General features: G+C 47.3%; 14 protein-coding genes. 7 read left to right on the top strand and 7 right to left on the bottom strand.

What is annotated here, in order from left to right:
• The first annotated feature begins 278 nt into the window (after positions 1-278).
• A complete protein-coding gene (gene ybjG, locus OGV83_RS07410; protein WP_200092244.1) occupies positions 279-887 on the top strand; it encodes an undecaprenyl-diphosphate phosphatase in 609 nt (202 codons plus the stop codon).
• Positions 888-958: 71 nt separating this feature from the next.
• Positions 959-1,717 (top strand): DNA-binding transcriptional repressor DeoR, encoded by a 759-nt coding sequence (deoR, locus tag OGV83_RS07405; protein WP_058668858.1) that lies wholly within the window; start codon positions 959-961, stop codon positions 1,715-1,717.
• A 95-nt stretch (positions 1,718-1,812) separates the two neighbouring features.
• Here deoR and dacC read toward each other — a convergent pair whose 3' ends face one another.
• Positions 1,813-3,015 (bottom strand): serine-type D-Ala-D-Ala carboxypeptidase, encoded by a 1,203-nt coding sequence (gene dacC, locus OGV83_RS07400; RefSeq protein ID WP_024130500.1) that lies wholly within the window; start codon positions 3,013-3,015, stop codon positions 1,813-1,815.
• Between the two features lie 244 nt (positions 3,016-3,259).
• Here dacC and OGV83_RS07395 point away from each other — a divergent pair, with 244 nt between their 5' ends.
• Entirely contained in the window at positions 3,260-3,886 is a 627-nt protein-coding gene (locus OGV83_RS07395) for a glutathione S-transferase family protein (protein ID WP_049008548.1), read from the top strand.
• Here the strand turns inward: OGV83_RS07395 and OGV83_RS07390 are convergent.
• From OGV83_RS07390 to OGV83_RS07375, 4 genes are all read right to left on the bottom strand, one after another.
• Complete coding sequence (locus OGV83_RS07390; protein WP_286463355.1) at positions 3,883-4,998, bottom strand: PQQ-dependent sugar dehydrogenase; 1,116 nt, start codon at positions 4,996-4,998, stop codon at positions 3,883-3,885. The genes OGV83_RS07395 and OGV83_RS07390 overlap by 4 nt on opposite strands.
• Before the next feature lie 103 nt (positions 4,999-5,101).
• Complete coding sequence (bssR, locus tag OGV83_RS07385) at positions 5,102-5,485, bottom strand: biofilm formation regulator BssR (protein WP_024130501.1); 384 nt, start codon at positions 5,483-5,485, stop codon at positions 5,102-5,104.
• Between the two features lie 507 nt (positions 5,486-5,992).
• Positions 5,993-6,688 carry a DUF8453 domain-containing protein gene (locus OGV83_RS07380; protein WP_286463354.1) on the bottom strand — a complete coding sequence of 232 codons (696 nt, stop codon included), beginning with the start codon at positions 6,686-6,688 and terminating at the stop codon, positions 5,993-5,995.
• Positions 6,689-6,765: 77 nt separating this feature from the next.
• Complete coding sequence (locus OGV83_RS07375) at positions 6,766-6,957, bottom strand: hypothetical protein (protein ID WP_502873446.1); 192 nt, start codon at positions 6,955-6,957, stop codon at positions 6,766-6,768.
• 242 nt (positions 6,958-7,199) lie between these two features.
• On the opposite strand from OGV83_RS07375, the gene OGV83_RS07370 reads away from it, so the two are divergent.
• The 3 genes from OGV83_RS07370 to OGV83_RS07360 all read left to right on the top strand — a co-directional run bounded on the left by OGV83_RS07370 (position 7,200) and on the right by OGV83_RS07360 (position 10,321).
• On the top strand, positions 7,200-7,769 hold the full coding sequence (locus tag OGV83_RS07370) for a hypothetical protein (RefSeq protein ID WP_286463352.1): 570 nt from the start codon (positions 7,200-7,202) through the stop codon (positions 7,767-7,769).
• A gap of 337 nt (positions 7,770-8,106) precedes the next feature.
• A complete protein-coding gene (locus OGV83_RS07365; RefSeq protein WP_286463351.1) occupies positions 8,107-8,685 on the top strand; it encodes a recombinase family protein in 579 nt (192 codons plus the stop codon).
• A 121-nt stretch (positions 8,686-8,806) separates the two neighbouring features.
• On the top strand, positions 8,807-10,321 hold the full coding sequence (locus tag OGV83_RS07360) for a reverse transcriptase domain-containing protein (protein WP_286463350.1): 1,515 nt from the start codon (positions 8,807-8,809) through the stop codon (positions 10,319-10,321).
• A gap of 365 nt (positions 10,322-10,686) precedes the next feature.
• Here the strand turns inward: OGV83_RS07360 and OGV83_RS07355 are convergent, their stop codons facing one another.
• Both OGV83_RS07355 and OGV83_RS07350 read right to left on the bottom strand, forming a co-directional pair.
• Entirely contained in the window at positions 10,687-11,406 is a 720-nt protein-coding gene (locus OGV83_RS07355; RefSeq protein WP_286463349.1) for a YagK/YfjJ domain-containing protein, read from the bottom strand.
• 689 nt (positions 11,407-12,095) lie between these two features.
• Positions 12,096-13,889 carry a recombinase family protein gene (locus OGV83_RS07350; protein ID WP_286463348.1) on the bottom strand — a complete coding sequence of 598 codons (1,794 nt, stop codon included), beginning with the start codon at positions 13,887-13,889 and terminating at the stop codon, positions 12,096-12,098.
• Between OGV83_RS07350 and rimO the strand changes: the two genes are divergently transcribed.
• Positions 13,881-15,215 carry a 30S ribosomal protein S12 methylthiotransferase RimO gene (gene rimO / locus OGV83_RS07345; RefSeq protein WP_286463347.1) on the top strand — a complete coding sequence of 445 codons (1,335 nt, stop codon included), beginning with the start codon at positions 13,881-13,883 and terminating at the stop codon, positions 15,213-15,215. The genes OGV83_RS07350 and rimO overlap by 9 nt on opposite strands.
• The last annotated feature ends 71 nt before the right edge of the window (positions 15,216-15,286 follow it).

The raw sequence follows: 15,286 nt of genomic DNA, 5'->3' as shown, positions 1-15,286 counted from the left end.
GTAATGAAAGTACGTTACCTGAGATAGCGAATTATGTGATTTACAAACAAAATGCGCACATTTTTACATAATCATCCTTCGTGACCTTTTGCTTTAAGGTTAATTTAAGTTGCTGGCGCTATCATGGCGAATAAGCTCGCGCCATTGTCTTAAATTTCCTCATTTTACAGGTAAATAAGACAATACCGCTTTCCCCCCGTTGCGGCACTTTGTATTCTCGCCCTTACCCGGAGCACGTAGGGTCGTTTCGTTTAATCACTGCACTGAGTCTGGATGTTATGCTGGAAAACCTTAACAACTCGCTGTTTTACTTAATCAATGCCACCCCCGACTCCGCACAGTGGATGATCGCTCTGGCCATTTTCATTGCCAGAGATTTGATTAACATCGTGCCGCTGCTGGCCGTTGTGCTTTGGTTATGGGGGCCGCGCGATCGGGTCTGCGCTCAACGCCAGTTGGTGATTAAAATGGGTATCGCGCTGCTCATCAGCCTGACGATCTCCTGGATAATGGGGCATCTTTTCCCGCACGATCGCCCTTTTGTCGATCGTATCGGCTATAACTTCCTGCATCACGCGCCCGATGACTCCTTCCCGAGCGATCACGGCACCGTTGTCTTTACCTTTGCGCTGGCGTTTTTATTCTGGCACCGCGTCTGGTCTGGCGTACTGCTCATGGCGCTGGCCGTGACGGTCGCCTGGTCACGCGTTTACCTCGGCGTTCACTGGCCGCTGGATATGCTCGGCGGTTTGCTGGTCGGGATGATCGGCTGCCTGAGCACGCAAATGCTGTGGCAAAAATATGGGGTTGCTCTCTACCACGGCCTACAAACGTGCTACCGCATCTGCTTCGCGCTGCCCATTCGTAAAGGCTGGGTACGTGACTAACCTGGTGAAAAAAGAGTAGTATTAAGCGCTCTGTACTGTGCAGAGTGCTTATTCAACTGTCCAGGGGAATTATGGAAACACGACGCGACGAGCGTATTGGTCAATTGCTGCAAGCGCTAAAACGCAGCGATAAATTACACCTGAAAGAAGCCGCGACTCTGCTGGGCGTATCGGAGATGACCATTCGTCGCGACCTGAATAATAAAAGCGCGCCCGTCGTGTTACTGGGCGGGTATATTGTTCTGGAACCCCGCAGCGCCAGCCATTATTTATTGAGCGATCAAAAATCCCGCCTGGTTGAAGAGAAGCGCCGCGCCGCGCAGCTGGCCGCCGGTCTGGTACAGGCGCATCAGACGATTTTTTTTGACTGCGGCACCACCACGCCGTGGATCATTGAAGCCATTGATAACGAATTGCCTTTCACCGCCGTCTGTTATTCCCTGAATACGTTTCTGGCGCTCCAGGAAAAACCGCTGTGCCGGGCGATTCTGTGCGGCGGGGAATTTCACGCCAGCAACGCTATTTTCAAACCGCTCGATTTTCAGGAAACCCTGAATAATATCTGCCCTGATATCGCCTTTTATTCCGCCGCAGGCGTTCATATCAGCAAAGGGGCAACCTGTTTTAACCTCGAAGAACTGCCGGTGAAACACTGGGCCATGTCGATGGCGCAATACCATGTTCTGGTGGTGGATCACAGTAAATTCGGCAAGGTGCGACCCGCGCGGATGGGCGAATTAACGCGTTTTGATGCGGTAGTGAGCGACTGCCGCCCTGACGATGAGTTTGTCGATTATGCCAAAGCGCAGCGCATTACGTTGATGTATTGATGTAGGGTTTGCCCTGCCGCGCCTTATCCGGCCTACAAATATGCACGTATCGTAGGCCGGATAAGCGTTAGCGCCATCCGGCACCGCCACCGCGATTAAGAGAACCAGCCGCCAAACCACTGGTGGAATTTCATCAGGACGAAGTCCCATATCCGCCCAAAGAAGCCGCCCTCTTCCACGTTTTCCATCACCATCAGCGGACGCTGTTCAATGGACTTTCCGTTGAGCTGGAAGTCGATGGTGCCGACAACCTGGCCTTTCTTCAACGGCGCGGTCAGCTGCGGTTCAGTCAGCGTAAAGCTGGCCTTCAGGTTTTTCAGCTGTCCGCGCGGAATCGTCACGGAACCCGCCTCTCCCGCGCCCAGATTCACCTCGCTCTTATCCCCAAACCAGACGCGCTGAGTCACGAACGTCGCGTCAGGCTTAATGGGTGTCACCGTTTCAAAGAAGCGGAAGCCCCAGGTCAACAATTTCTCTGACTCATTAAAACGGATGCGATCGGTTTTCGTCCCCAGCACGACGGAGATCAAACGCATATCTCCCTGAGTCGCAGAGGCCACCAGATTGTATCCGGCGCCTGCCGTTGTCCCGGTTTTCATGCCGTCAACGTTCAGATTAGAACTCCACAGCAGGCGGTTACGGTTCGGCTGGCGAATCTTGTTGAAAGTGAACTCTTTTTCTTTGTGAATGGCGTACTCTTCCGGCACATCATGGATCAGCGCTTTGCCCAGCAGCGCCATATCACGCGCGGTACTAAACTGCCCCGGCGCATCCAGGCCGTGAACCGTCTGGAACGTTGTGTTGGTCAGCCCCAGTTTTTTCGCGTAACCATTCATCAAACCAATGAACGACTCCTGGCTTCCGGCAACATAATCCGCAAGCGCAATACAGGCGTCGTTACCCGACTGGATAATCACACCCTTGTTGAGATCGGATACCGAGACCTGATCTCCGGGCTTAAGGAACATGACCGACGAACCGCGCAGAGCCGGGTTGCCCGTGGCCCAGGCGTCTTTTCCTACCGTCACCATATCCGTGAGCTGAATTTTTCCGGCCTTCAGCGCCTGCCCGACGACGTAACTGGTCATAATTTTGGTCAGGCTGGCGGGGTCCAGTTTCTCGTCGGCGTTGCCTTCCGCCAGCACCTTGCCGCTGGAATAGTCCATTAAAATCCACGCGCGCGCATCAACGCTCGGCGGCGCCGTTGTCTGCTCAGCCGCCTGTAACGTCGGCGCAAAAAGGAATAAGAGTGCTGAACCCGCAGCAAGACTACGAAGGGAAGAAGAGTATTGCGTCATAAATGCCACCCGAGTATCCATTCCAAAAAAACACGCCATACCACCGTGTTATAAGTGCGGTGAGTAATAACGCACTAACGAACTTAAAGAAACCGTAAGTTGGTAAAGTTTTTAAAGTTTATGCAATAACGCCACGCTGCGCTGCCTCCGTGAGGATTTTTTTGCAAGCTGTTGCGTAAATGTTAGCTTTATCCCACCATGGGACGAGTCGGATACCGATTGCAGAACAATTTGAGGGGTAACTATGATTACGCTGTGGGGACGGAATAACTCAACCAACGTCAAAAAAGTGCGATGGACGCTCGACGAACTGGAGCTGCCTTATACGCAAATTCTGGCAGGCGGGCAGTTCGGGCTGAATCATGACGCTGACTATCTGGCGATGAACCCGAATGGCCTGGTGCCGCTGCTGCGCGATGATGAAACGGATGTTTTGCTCTGGGAGTCCAATACCATCGTCCGCTATCTGGCGGCGCAGTATGGGCAAAAACGTCTGTGGGTAGACTCTCCGGCGCGACGGGCAGAAGGGGAAAAGTGGATGGACTGGGCAAACCAGACGTTAAGCCCGGCGCATCGCGTGATCCTGATGGGTTTAGTCCGCACCCCGCCGGAGCAGCGCGACCAGGCGGCGATCGACGCCGGCGCCAACGTCTGTGACGGCCTGTTTGGCATTCTTGATGAGGCGCTGGCCAGCCAGACCTGGTTCTCCGGCGCGGAGTTCGGCACGGCGGATATCGCGATCGCCCCCTTCGTCTACAACCTGTTTAACGTTGGCCTGAGCTGGACGCCGCGCCCTCACCTTGAGCGCTGGTATCAGCAACTTACCGAACGCCCGGCGTTTCGTAAAACGGTGATGATCCCGGTCAGCTAAGCGCGTGGGCTGACTTTCAGCAGTTCTCCGTCGGACTCGTCGGTTAAGACATATAAATAACCGTCGGGTCCTGCGCGCACATCGCGAATACGTTTCCCTCTGTCGCCCAGAATCCGTCCGTCCTCCGTCACCTTATCGCCGTTAACGCTCAGGACAATCACATCCTGCTCTTTCAGCGCGCCGATAAACAGTTTCTGCTTCCATTGAGGGAACGTGTCGCTGTTATAAAACGCCATGCCGCTGACCGCTGGCGATTTTTTCCAGTAGAAGATCGGCTGTTCCGTTCCCTCGACAATTTCACCTTTCGCTTCCGGGATTTTAAAGCCGCTGTAGTTGATGCCCCAGGTTGCCAGCGGCCAGCCATAATTTTTACCTTTTTCGGGGATATTGATTTCATCGCCGCCGCGCGGGCCATGCTCATTCAACCACAGCGCATCGCTCCACGGGTTTATCGCCATACCCTGCGGGTTACGTATGCCGTACGACCAGATCTCAGGGCGCGCGCCGATCTGATTCACAAAGGGATTATCCGGCGGCACGCTCCCCTGGTCGGTCAGGCGCACCACTTTGCCCTGCAACTTGTCCAGATCCTGTGCGGTAGGGCGCTGATTATTTTCGCCAAGCCCGATAAACAGATGGCCTTTGCCATCAAACACCAGTCGTCCGCCGAAATGATTACCGGTTGAGAGTTTCGGCATCTGACGAAAAACAGTCTGGAATTCCTCCAGATGTTTCAGGTCATCGCTAAGTCGCCCGAAGCCTACCGCCGTTCCGGCTTTCCCCTCGCGATCGGCCTCAGAAAAACTGAGCCAGACGCGGCGAGACTGCTCAAAATCAGGCGCGAGCGCCACGTCCAGCAATCCCCCCTGCCCGTTCGCCCAGACCTTCGGTACGCCCGTTATCGGATCGGAAAGCCCTTTACCCGCCTGCCAGTGACGAAGCTGGCCGCCTCTGAGAGTTATCAACATACCGCGATTATCCGGCAGAAAAGCCAGCGCCCAGGGGTGATCAAGTTTGGTCTGCAAAACCTCCACCTTCACCGCCGGGGTTTCTGCATTCACGAAGGGAGAAAACAGTGCCAATAAGGCAACAGAGAAAAGTGTCCGACGCATACCGCCTCCTGTATGACCCTGCGTTAAAGCGTAGTCAGCAAGGGACAGCGCGGAATGATTTTTACAAAAACTTAACGAAAAGGGGGAGTCGCCTCCCCCTGACTTAGACCTGTTCAAGCGGTGATTGCGCTTTCAGGCTCTGGATACTCAGCGTCAATGTTGTCAGACAGTTTTCAAGTTTCTCTGCGTTGACGGCGATAAACGTCGGACAGTCATGGTGTCCGCTCATGAGACATACTGCGGCGGCTGCCAGTGCGCCTTCAGCACGATGTAAAGCATTCCATTCTTCCTGATCCAGATGCAGACCTTGCAGCAGTGATTTATCGTGAAGCCCACGATTCAGTTCAAAAAAGTTGTCACGCAGATGATCACTTTCGCTGACTGACATATAGCCTTTCGCCTTTCTTAACTGCAAATAAGCGGCGAGATCGATTCGGGCGTTTATCAGCTTGTTAAGTAGCTCGGTTCTTAGTCTGTCAACGACCATACCTTGTTCCTCCTCTTTCCAACCATACTGCAACTTAATAGTATGGTCATTTTTTGAACAAAGTGCTGCCTGAGATCAATAATTCACTCGGTATTAACATACTTTACATATTTGCTATAAACCCCGTGGCGCGCTTACCCGCACAGGCGATGAGATAGCGATACATTTTTTGCCCGGATCTCTGTAGAATCCCTGCCCTGACCATTCCAATAACTGAACAATTTTTAAGCTATGAGCAATGTAACCCGCCAGCCGAAAATCGGCTTCGTTTCCCTGGGCTGCCCAAAAGTCAAAAATAATACATTCGCTGTTTAACTACGCTGGCCCATTCAGAAAGCAAAAAACCCCACAAAAGCAGGGTTTCTTTAAGTTGTGAAAGCTGACCGATAAGGCGGCTTCGTTCAACAATACGTCAGACATCTACGGCGCTGGAGTAGTCTTGTGTCTCAGACTGTATTGCACTTTGTGTGGAAGATAAAGCCAAGCAGCGAAGCGAATTTTCATTCTCTACTCATCCTTGTTGGCTCGCCTGCTTTCCCATTCTTCTCTGACCATTTGAAGATGTTCTTCTCTCAATTTTTTTTCGTCAATTCTATCTTCTGTATCATGTATATCTGTTTGAATTCGCCTTGTACCTTTCGCTATAGGCATCCAATCTTCACGAATTTGTTTAATTTGTTGTGAAATTGCCGTCATTGGATTGGTGGCCCCCAACTGGCTAATACCAGTAAAGGAAGCCATGTCGTATGTATAACTAGTGCTCTCTTTCACCGTGGAGTTTGGTTTTTTGGTCCAGCTAATGCTGACTTGGAATACCTTACCTTCTATCTGTTTGTATTCACATAGATTACTGGTCATTTGTTGACCATTTCTTAAGACACTTATTTGCTTTAAAGGGATAGTTTTATCTTTTCGATGGGAGGCATTTTCAAGAGGAGGATCAAATGTGACCTCAATGTTGAAAGCTGGCGCGTTTCCGGTGTTAACGACACTGATATCAAAGTAAAGCATTGACCATGCGTTAGGTTCCAGCGTTGCCACTACTTGAGGCTGCTCGGAAGCGTCGACCATTCGCTTTGTCTCTTCTGCCAAGATACGGGTTACACGCCATAAGAAAAAAGTTGCTATGGCAGTTAACAGTGCAGCAAAAGCAGAAATGAAAGTGCTGATTTTATCAATGTGCTCTAAGAAGTATGGAATCATTTTGTTCGTACCCTATGGCTTAACCCCTGTTGATTTTCCCATATTGTATGCTGCTGTGAGTATTAATTTGTTGAAATCTATTCACTTTCACTTACATCAAAACTTTTCGAAAAAGGACAGTGCTTCGATCTGGTGACATAAATAAAGCTGTAGACGCTGTTGGAGTAGACGCACAGTGTGTGACCGTTCTCAGTGGTGGACTGTTTCGGGTTGCTCATCGTTATACGGCCTGCGTCGGCGTTGAATGCCGTCAACAGACCACAAAACATAACTGCGTAGCCTCGCATATTCATCTCTCCTGCCTCGGGTTCGTTGGTGTATCAGTGGTGTAGTGCACAAATTTTGCACACAAGATTATAGTAACCACATTGATCAATTTTACCGATCGATTTAATTACTTCGATCGATTAAAGTAATTACGCATGATCGGCAATGTGCCTTTTGTTTCTACATCTCAAACCCGATGTAACCATCTGATTGTTCTATTTCACAGCATGAAAGGATTGTGGCTATGGCTTTCAACCAATTGAAAAATAATAATCTTTATTTCTATCTCTACATGGCAGCTCCATCAGTGCTTCCATTGGCTTACTTCTTCACCATGAACGATAAGGCCGCATTTGTGGTCTTCTGCGTGGTAGCGCTTATCTGCGTATCTCTAGATTTGCGAGAGTTGAAGAAAACAGATGAAAGCTATGTGGGTTTTGTTGGCTCTGCCTTAGGTATCGTCGTTTTGCCACCGATTTATGTTTATGGGCGCGCCAGAGATGCAGGGATGAAAAAATGGCGCTGGCTGCTCACTTACCTTGCCATTGCACTTGGTGCAGCTTTTATCAGTGCGACTATCGATGATAACGAAGCACTGAAAACATCAGCCTGTGAAATCACCACATCGATTTTCAAAGACAAAGAGAGTGGTGTGCAATGCCTTGCCGTTGAGGATGTGAAGAAGGTTTCAGATAAGCACTACCGTGCTAAGGCGGTGCTGTCGAATGGTATCGATATGCCGATCACTATTGAGGAACGCGACAATAACTACATCTATGTAACGCTATCACCGCTGAGTGGTCTAATTGAGTAACAACAGTTCAGGGGATTCATCCCCTGACACCTTCCCCCGCTATACCTGTACTTTTGACAATGCCCCCTAGCTTCAGCTCGACTGTTTAAAATATCAGCAACACATGAACATATGGATCAAGCACCCTACTTCTGTATGAAAGGTGTACTCTTCATGTTTTTCAAATATCAGCTATCAGCGGCCTGTTCTATCGTGCTGATTGCTGGTATCAACAATCGAACGTTTTACGATACCAATCTATCCCCCTCAAAACTGGCATCAACAAATTAGCCTATTGACATAAAGATACCAATGATAAATTATGATACCGTTAATTGATACCACTTGAGAGGATGTTATGAGCCGCACTTTTGCATATTGCCGTGTGTCCACCAGCGAGCAGACAACCGAAAACCAAATCATGGCGATACGTCAGGCTGGCTATGATGTGCTAGATAGCCGTGTAGTGTCTGAAGTTGTCTCCGGTGGAGTGCAGGCGATGAAGCGTAAGGCTTTCTCCAACCTCGTTAGCCATAAGCTGGAAGCCGGGGATAAGCTAGTTGTGCTCAAATTGGATCGATTAGGGCGTGATAACATCGATGTGCAACAAACAATCTCGATGCTTGTAGACAAGGGAATTGATGTTGTTTCTATGGATCTGCCTGCGAGCAATCTTGCCAGTGCTGAAGGAAAGTTGATGCTGCAAATGTTCTCAGCGTTTGCGGAGTTTGAGAAATCCCGTATCACAGAACGAACTAAAGAAGGCCTAGAGCGAGCAAAGAAAGAAGGCAAGAAGTTAGGTCGTCCTGTGGCAAAAGAAACTCAAAAACGCGTACAGGAAGCCAAGGATAAAGGTCTGAGCCAATCTAAAGCTGCCGCTGAACTTGGATTGAGCCTACCGACCATAAAGAGAAACTGGAACATTAAAATAATATAATTATCAATACGCCAATGTAATTGTCATCCTACAATTTATCACATAAAATGCTGTCGAATCACCCCTTTTGCACACTCTCAAAGTGTGTGTATCTAATAAACATAATTAGCGAATATGATTTATGGGCAAACTTACAGAAGATTCGATAGAATTTGCAAGAAAACATATTGAGCATTACTACGATTCTGATTTCTTTCCAAAAGCTTTTGAATTCGAGGCTATCTGGCACTGCTGGGATGATGTTAAAAAACACCTTTTAGCAAGCAATGTCGGGAAACTTAGAACTAAACATCCTTTGACAATGGCGTCAAAAAAACCTTCAGGCAGTTACAGAATCGTCCATCAACTAGAGCCTTTGGATACTATTGTTTATACCGCACTGGCTTATTTGATAGCTGAGAAAATTGAGCTAGCCAGAGCAGATAAAAATATTGCTTGTTCATATAGATTCGTTCTTGATGAAAGTGGTTTTTTCGATAAAAATGCTGGATTCAAAATTTTTACTGATATGATTGAAAACTTATCAGAGCAACACCAATTTATATTGGTGACTGACATCACTGACTTTTACAATCAGATTTATCTTCACAGACTTAATAACGCAATAAAATTAGCTGACCCGAGCTTAGATATTATAGCCGATGACACTGAAAGATTTATTTCATCATTGAATGATAAAGCTTCGCAAGGTGTCCCTGTCGGACCAGCCGCAAGTATAATTATGTCTGAAGCAGTATTAATAGACATAGATCAGTACATATCAAACTTTGGAGTCAAACACACCCGATATGTCGATGATATAAGGATATTTTCCAACTCCAAAGATGAACTTGAAAAAATCTTAGAAAAAATCACTCTATATCTGCATGAATCTCATCGATTAACACTTGCATCTGAAAAGACTTTCATTCAAGAAACGGCAGCATATGCTGAGAGCGTTCTGCATAACCAGTATGAAATTGAAAAAGTTGAAATATTCAAGACACTTGAAGTTTTTAATCCATACTCAGGAGTCGTTAAGTATGAAAAAATACGAGTTGAAGAAAAACCAGACCTTGAAGAACATCTAAAATATATATCAGAACAATTATTAAAGCGAGATACTGTTGATTTGGGCCTTGCTCGTGTTTTGATTAGAAAAGCTAAAATCAATCGAATCGAGTTCGTATCCGATCTTATTTTTGATAACTTTGACTTCTTCTCCCCAGTAATAAATGATGTAATTCTTTACTTCCAGACATTATTAAATAAGAATTGGATTTCATTAAACACTGATAAATTAATATCCATCATTCACTCGACCTCAAGCCAGCAGAATATGGTTAGGTACTGGGTTGAGTGGTTTTATTCAACTAATGAATTACTTCTCCAGATTCCAGAAATCCGAAAATTTGTATTTCAAAGCGCTTCAGTAGAAATTCAAGCGCTTGCGGCGTTGACATCTAAAAATGTAGCCTGGGTCAGAGATTCTAAAAAACAGGTATATTCCGTAGGTGAAAGAGGAAAAAGGGCTATTCTCCGATCAGCAAAAATTCTGCCCAAAGATGAAAGAGATCACTGGTTAAAAAACATAGCTCAAAGCGCATCTGAAGAGCTTGATATCTGGATTACAAAGTGGATTATCGAAACTGCGTAAGGATTTCCTGTGAATTTGAAGCTATCTAAAAAATATTTTCATAGCTGTATTCCTCCAAAAATTCATCAAACGACTGACTCAGCCAGCAGAAAAATGTTGTACTCTTAGACAACATTTCTTACTAGTGAATAAAGTTGAGAAAACAAAAAAGGGCTACCGCGATCAAAGCAGTAGCCCATTGGTTAATTTTAAAGCAAGATTGAGAATCACAGCCAATAGATTAAATCTGAGAAGAGACAGAGAACAAAGCCTCACGTTAGACAGCCTGTATGACTCTCTGTGATGTTTTTAATATAGAGGTAATGTGATGGTACTGCTAGTGACTCAAAATTGAAAACAGGGCTTCCTGTGAAGGATTTGAATTATTACTTTTTCCTGTTCCTTAATTGGGACGTCGAATGCACCCGGTCGCCTTTACCAGTTTGATACTTTCCACGAACCTTTGCAAGGTATGATACCCAATAAATCGGACCTTCAAGTGTTTCTGGTTTACCACGCTCTATAACATAACTTTTCGGGTACCGTTCATCCTTGCCCAAGAGATCCACCAGCGTCTTCTCTCCACCAGTGAGCTGGCTCCAGATATCCATAATTGAACTACCAATCCCATATGTCGGGCCACCTATCCGTTGAACCTGACGGTGCGGAAGAGCAATCCAGCAATGGTAATGGTCTTGTTTTGCTCTCTCCTTCTCCCGTACCCAGCCAAATGCAAAATCGTTAATTGGGCTAGTCACACCGTCCGGCCTCTTGTATTTAGATCTGAGGCGTTCACGCAGCTTTTTGAATAACTGACGCACCCATTCATTGCCAATCGCAACAGAAGTGCCGCTAGGCAGACGCAATTCAAAACAAGCGAAAAACACACGACTATAGGTTGCCAGAACAGCTTCTAGTTCTGCGGCTATTGGAGTGAGGATATCTAACCTTACACCAGAGGGTTCTGTTGCATTGATTAAATATGCGTAGCCGTTATGGTGGAAGCGATCGCCGATAATAAGCGGATAACTACCGTAATCGTGAGTGATGGTTTTGTATGGAGTAATAATTGAATCGGTTGATACAGGATACGACTTTTCTATCAAAAGGACCTCCCTCGGTTAGGTACATTAAGATCTCTCACGCACACAGGTAAGTTATTACCATCAGACCACCAGAAAGCAAATACCAAGGCATGGCAAAAAGTCCCTTCACGACTGAAGCGCGAGGTGCGGAGCATGATGGATTTTTTCGAACAAAGTTTTTTTTACAAAAATACCCATTATAAATTCTACACCCATCCCCCCGGGTTTGCAAGCGTGAGTTTCCCTCTGCCCTTTATCGAGAGATATTCAACAGGAAAATGTTACCCATTACGCACAACAACAGAGCGGTATTCTTGGTTGCAACATGGGCAAAAATTATCGTGGTTAGCGGAGACCAAGTACCAGCGAGATACGCCTGAGCGGTCAATGATATAGTCAGCTAACCCAGCCTTAGACAGTACGGATAAATTGCGGTGTGTGGTGGAAAGTGGGACGTTCAGGAGTCTTGAAAGTTCGAGAGCCGTACTTGGGATAACGGTTCTGGTTAGATGGTACAAAACATTAATACGGGAAGTTGTCAGCGTTAACCTGGCTGACTTCAGGATCGTTGCCATCCGTTTACGTTCATCTAACGATGGAGGGTCGAACGCAGGCAGATTGATTTCAAGAAACAAGATTTTTCTTTTGCAATATAATTTATCACAGAAAGTATTTTATCATCAAACCCATCAATTGAGAATTATTATCACTTACCTTTTAGGCCAAAAGTCTCTCCCGTTTATAGCCGGATAGTGGGCAAGGTATCCTTTATTCACATGCTCATACCACAGTACTGAAAAGTATTCATTGTATTTCCGATCAAACTCCTGTAACTCAGCAATATCATCCTCAGTAGCATTATCCGGTATATCAAGAACTCGCTTTGGTATATAAGTGGTGTATTTCCCAGGTTCGCTTCCGCTAAAAACAAAGGTCTCACCTGTTGCATATTTGAACTCTATACGGATGCAACGCTCCACTTTTGTGATAGTAGCTGAACTGATGATTTTACGAACACTCTCTCGCAGTTTTTCACGCTTAGGGTTATTAACATCTGAGATAATCGGCCAGTGGCATTGTTCCGCAACAAAATCCACTATATTGTCTGAAATATCTTGTGTTGTGGCATACAGGGCTTTTAGCTGATCAAGTTGTTGTAATCTACCGCTAATGGCTTGCTCTCTTTTTTGCAACTCTCTGTATTTCACGTCAAATTGTGGAGTTCTACCGAATTCAGTCATCGCATCAACGACATTATTTCGTTTATTCTGAATTGCATCAAATTCTTCTTTAAGTTTGCCTGACTCTTCATCTAACGAAGACAGATCGCTATGTGCCTTATAGGCCCCAATCAAGAAACCGGTGATCAACACTGGCATCAAACAGCGTTCGATAATGGAAGCCTTAACACTCCAAGCATTGCAGTTACCACCAGTCCGCCCGTATTCACAGATGTAGCGTAATCGCCCCCTCTGCAAAAAAGCCGTCATAGTTCCATTACAGTGACCGCATCGAAGAATTTTCATACCACCTAAAAGACTGATCGCAGTGGAAACTTTACCACTGTATCTGTTGTTATTCGCTTTGATGTCCTGAAGTTGTGCAAACTCGCCTAGTGTACAGAGAGGTGGATAGTAATTATCAAGCCGATATGGCTTGCCCGACAGATTAAAGAGTTTTACCCCCACCAGAGCCAGGTTGCTTCTCATTTTATTCAAAGCTTGCTGTGACCACCCTCCTGCTCTGCGCGTCTTGTTTTTAAATGCAGGAGGTGGTGGGTATTTTTGATTAAGATATTCAGTCACATAAAAAGCACCATGCCCATCGAGAAATAGCTTTACCGCTTCTTGTGCAGGTTGCCAGTAATCAGGGTGTTTTTTTACCTTCTCGTTGCTTGGACCACTGTCATCTATCCAGAAAGGGTGCCTTCCAACAGCCTTAATATTGACTGGGAGCCCCTGTTTCTCACGGGTCAACAGTGCCAAAACATGTGAATTTACACGATCTGATTTTGTCTTGCTTTCTTCATGGGCACGCATGAACATCAGGATAGAAATCATCAGGTCTGTAGGATTACTGTTCACTCCTTCTCGGGTGAATACTTTGTTATCCATGCCAGTAACTATCGTCAATCCCAGCCTTAACAGGCGCAGGAATAGTTCATTTGCAGTTATCGCATCCTCACGAGTCAGTCGATCCAAATTTTCAACATACAGCCAACTATCTTTGGGAATAGCCCCCTGTTCCACTTGGGCGATGAACGCACCTAACTTACCTTGAGTAGTATTTTGCCCTTTGAATGCTGATATGCCTGCATCCTTGATTTCGACATACTCAAGTCCGTGTTCTAGCGCAAAGCTCTTTGCTCTTGATGTTTGCCGCTCAAATGATGTCCCTGAGGATTGTTTCTCGCTTGACCAACGCACATAGCTGTATAATTTTTGCTTAGATGACATTAAAATCCCGCGCCATTGATCCAATGTGAGTAAATCTGCATGTCCCATACTAAAACACCTACTAGTCAACCGAAAGTAGGATTTATATCTTTAGGCTGCCCGAAAAACCTGGTTGATTCGGAGCGAATCCTGACTGAACTGCGTACCGAAGGCTATGACGTCGTACCAAGCTACGACGACGCCGACATGGTGATCGTCAATACCTGTGGCTTTATCGACAGCGCCGTACAGGAGTCTCTGGAAGCGATTGGTGAAGCGCTGACTGAAAATGGCAAGGTGATCGTCACCGGCTGCCTGGGCGCGAAAGTCGATCAGATCCGTGAAGTGCACCCTAAAGTGCTGGAAATCACCGGGCCGCATAGCTATGAGCAGGTTCTGGAACACGTTCACCATTACGTACCAAAACCGAAGCACAACCCGTTCCTGAGCCTGGTGCCGGAACAGGGCGTTAAGCTGACCCCGCGTCACTACGCCTACCTGAAGATCTCTGAAGGCTGCAACCATCGCTGCACCTTCTGCATTATTCCGTCCATGCGCGGCGATCTGGTCAGCCGTCCGATTGGCGAAGTGTTAAGCGAGGCCAAACGTCTGGTCGATGCGGGCGTGAAAGAGATCCTCGTCATTTCCCAGGATACCTCCGCTTACGGCGTGGATGTGAAGCACCGCACCGGTTTCCACAACGGCGAGCCGGTAAAAACGAGCATGGTCGACCTTTGCGAGCAGTTGTCAAAACTGGGCATCTGGACGCGCCTGCACTACGTCTACCCTTATCCGCACGTTGATGACGTGATCCCGCTGATGGCGGAAGGCAAAATCCTGCCGTATCTGGATATCCCTCTGCAACATGCCAGCCCGCGCATTCTCAAACTGATGAAGCGTCCGGGCGCTGTCGATCGCCAACTGGCGCGCATCAAACAGTGGCGTGAGATTTGCCCGGAACTGACCCTGCGTTCGACCTTTATCGTCGGTTTCCCTGGCGAGACGGAAGACGATTTCCAGATGCTGCTCGACTTCCTCAAAGAGGCGCGCCTGGATCGCGTTGGCTGCTTCAAGTACAGCCCGGTCGAAGGCGCTGGCGCGAACGCGCTGCCGGATCAGGTGCCGGAAGAGGTGAAAGAAGAACGCTGGAACCGCTTTATGCAGCTGCAACAGCAGATCTCCGCAGAACGTCTGCAAGAGAAAGTGGGGCGCGAAATCCTGGTCATTATCGACGAGGTTGACAAAGAAGGCGCGATTGGCCGCAGCATGGCTGACGCACCGGAAATCGACGGCGCGGTCTACCTCAACGGTGAAACCAACGTTAAACCCGGAGACGTTATCCGCGTGAAAGTTGATAACGCCGACGAATATGACCTGTGGGGCAGCCGCGTTTAATTCGCCCAAATTATCGTAAAACCCGTAGGCGGATAAGGCATTTATGCCGCCATCCGGCGCAATGCCTGATG

This window comes from Citrobacter sp. CK189 (genome assembly GCF_030333505.1).
In the GTDB taxonomy this organism is placed as follows: Bacteria; Pseudomonadota; Gammaproteobacteria; order Enterobacterales; family Enterobacteriaceae; genus Citrobacter_B; species Citrobacter_B koseri.
The sequence above is the reverse complement of the archived record's forward strand: the minus strand, read 5'-3'. Positions and strand labels throughout refer to the sequence as shown.

Bases quoted from the DNA above. Each gene is read 5' to 3' on its own strand.
- OGV83_RS07370 (WP_286463352.1), top strand. From the start codon at position 7,200: ATGGCTTTCAACCAATTGAAAAATAATAATCTTTATTTCTATCTCTAC.
- rimO (WP_286463347.1), top strand. From the start codon at position 13,881: ATGTCCCATACTAAAACACCTACTAGTCAACCGAAAGTAGGATTTATA.
- OGV83_RS07390 (WP_286463355.1), bottom strand. From the start codon at position 4,998: ATGCGTCGGACACTTTTCTCTGTTGCCTTATTGGCACTGTTTTCTCCC.
- OGV83_RS07380 (WP_286463354.1), bottom strand. From the start codon at position 6,688: ATGATTCCATACTTCTTAGAGCACATTGATAAAATCAGCACTTTCATT.
- OGV83_RS07375 (WP_502873446.1), bottom strand. From the start codon at position 6,957: ATGTTTTGTGGTCTGTTGACGGCATTCAACGCCGACGCAGGCCGTATA.
- OGV83_RS07395 (WP_049008548.1), top strand. From the start codon at position 3,260: ATGATTACGCTGTGGGGACGGAATAACTCAACCAACGTCAAAAAAGTG.
- OGV83_RS07365 (WP_286463351.1), top strand. From the start codon at position 8,107: ATGAGCCGCACTTTTGCATATTGCCGTGTGTCCACCAGCGAGCAGACA.
- OGV83_RS07360 (WP_286463350.1), top strand. From the start codon at position 8,807: ATGGGCAAACTTACAGAAGATTCGATAGAATTTGCAAGAAAACATATT.
- dacC (WP_024130500.1), bottom strand. From the start codon at position 3,015: ATGACGCAATACTCTTCTTCCCTTCGTAGTCTTGCTGCGGGTTCAGCA.
- bssR (WP_024130501.1), bottom strand. From the start codon at position 5,485: ATGGTCGTTGACAGACTAAGAACCGAGCTACTTAACAAGCTGATAAAC.
- ybjG (WP_200092244.1), top strand. From the start codon at position 279: ATGCTGGAAAACCTTAACAACTCGCTGTTTTACTTAATCAATGCCACC.
- OGV83_RS07350 (WP_286463348.1), bottom strand. From the start codon at position 13,889: ATGGGACATGCAGATTTACTCACATTGGATCAATGGCGCGGGATTTTA.
- deoR (WP_058668858.1), top strand. From the start codon at position 959: ATGGAAACACGACGCGACGAGCGTATTGGTCAATTGCTGCAAGCGCTA.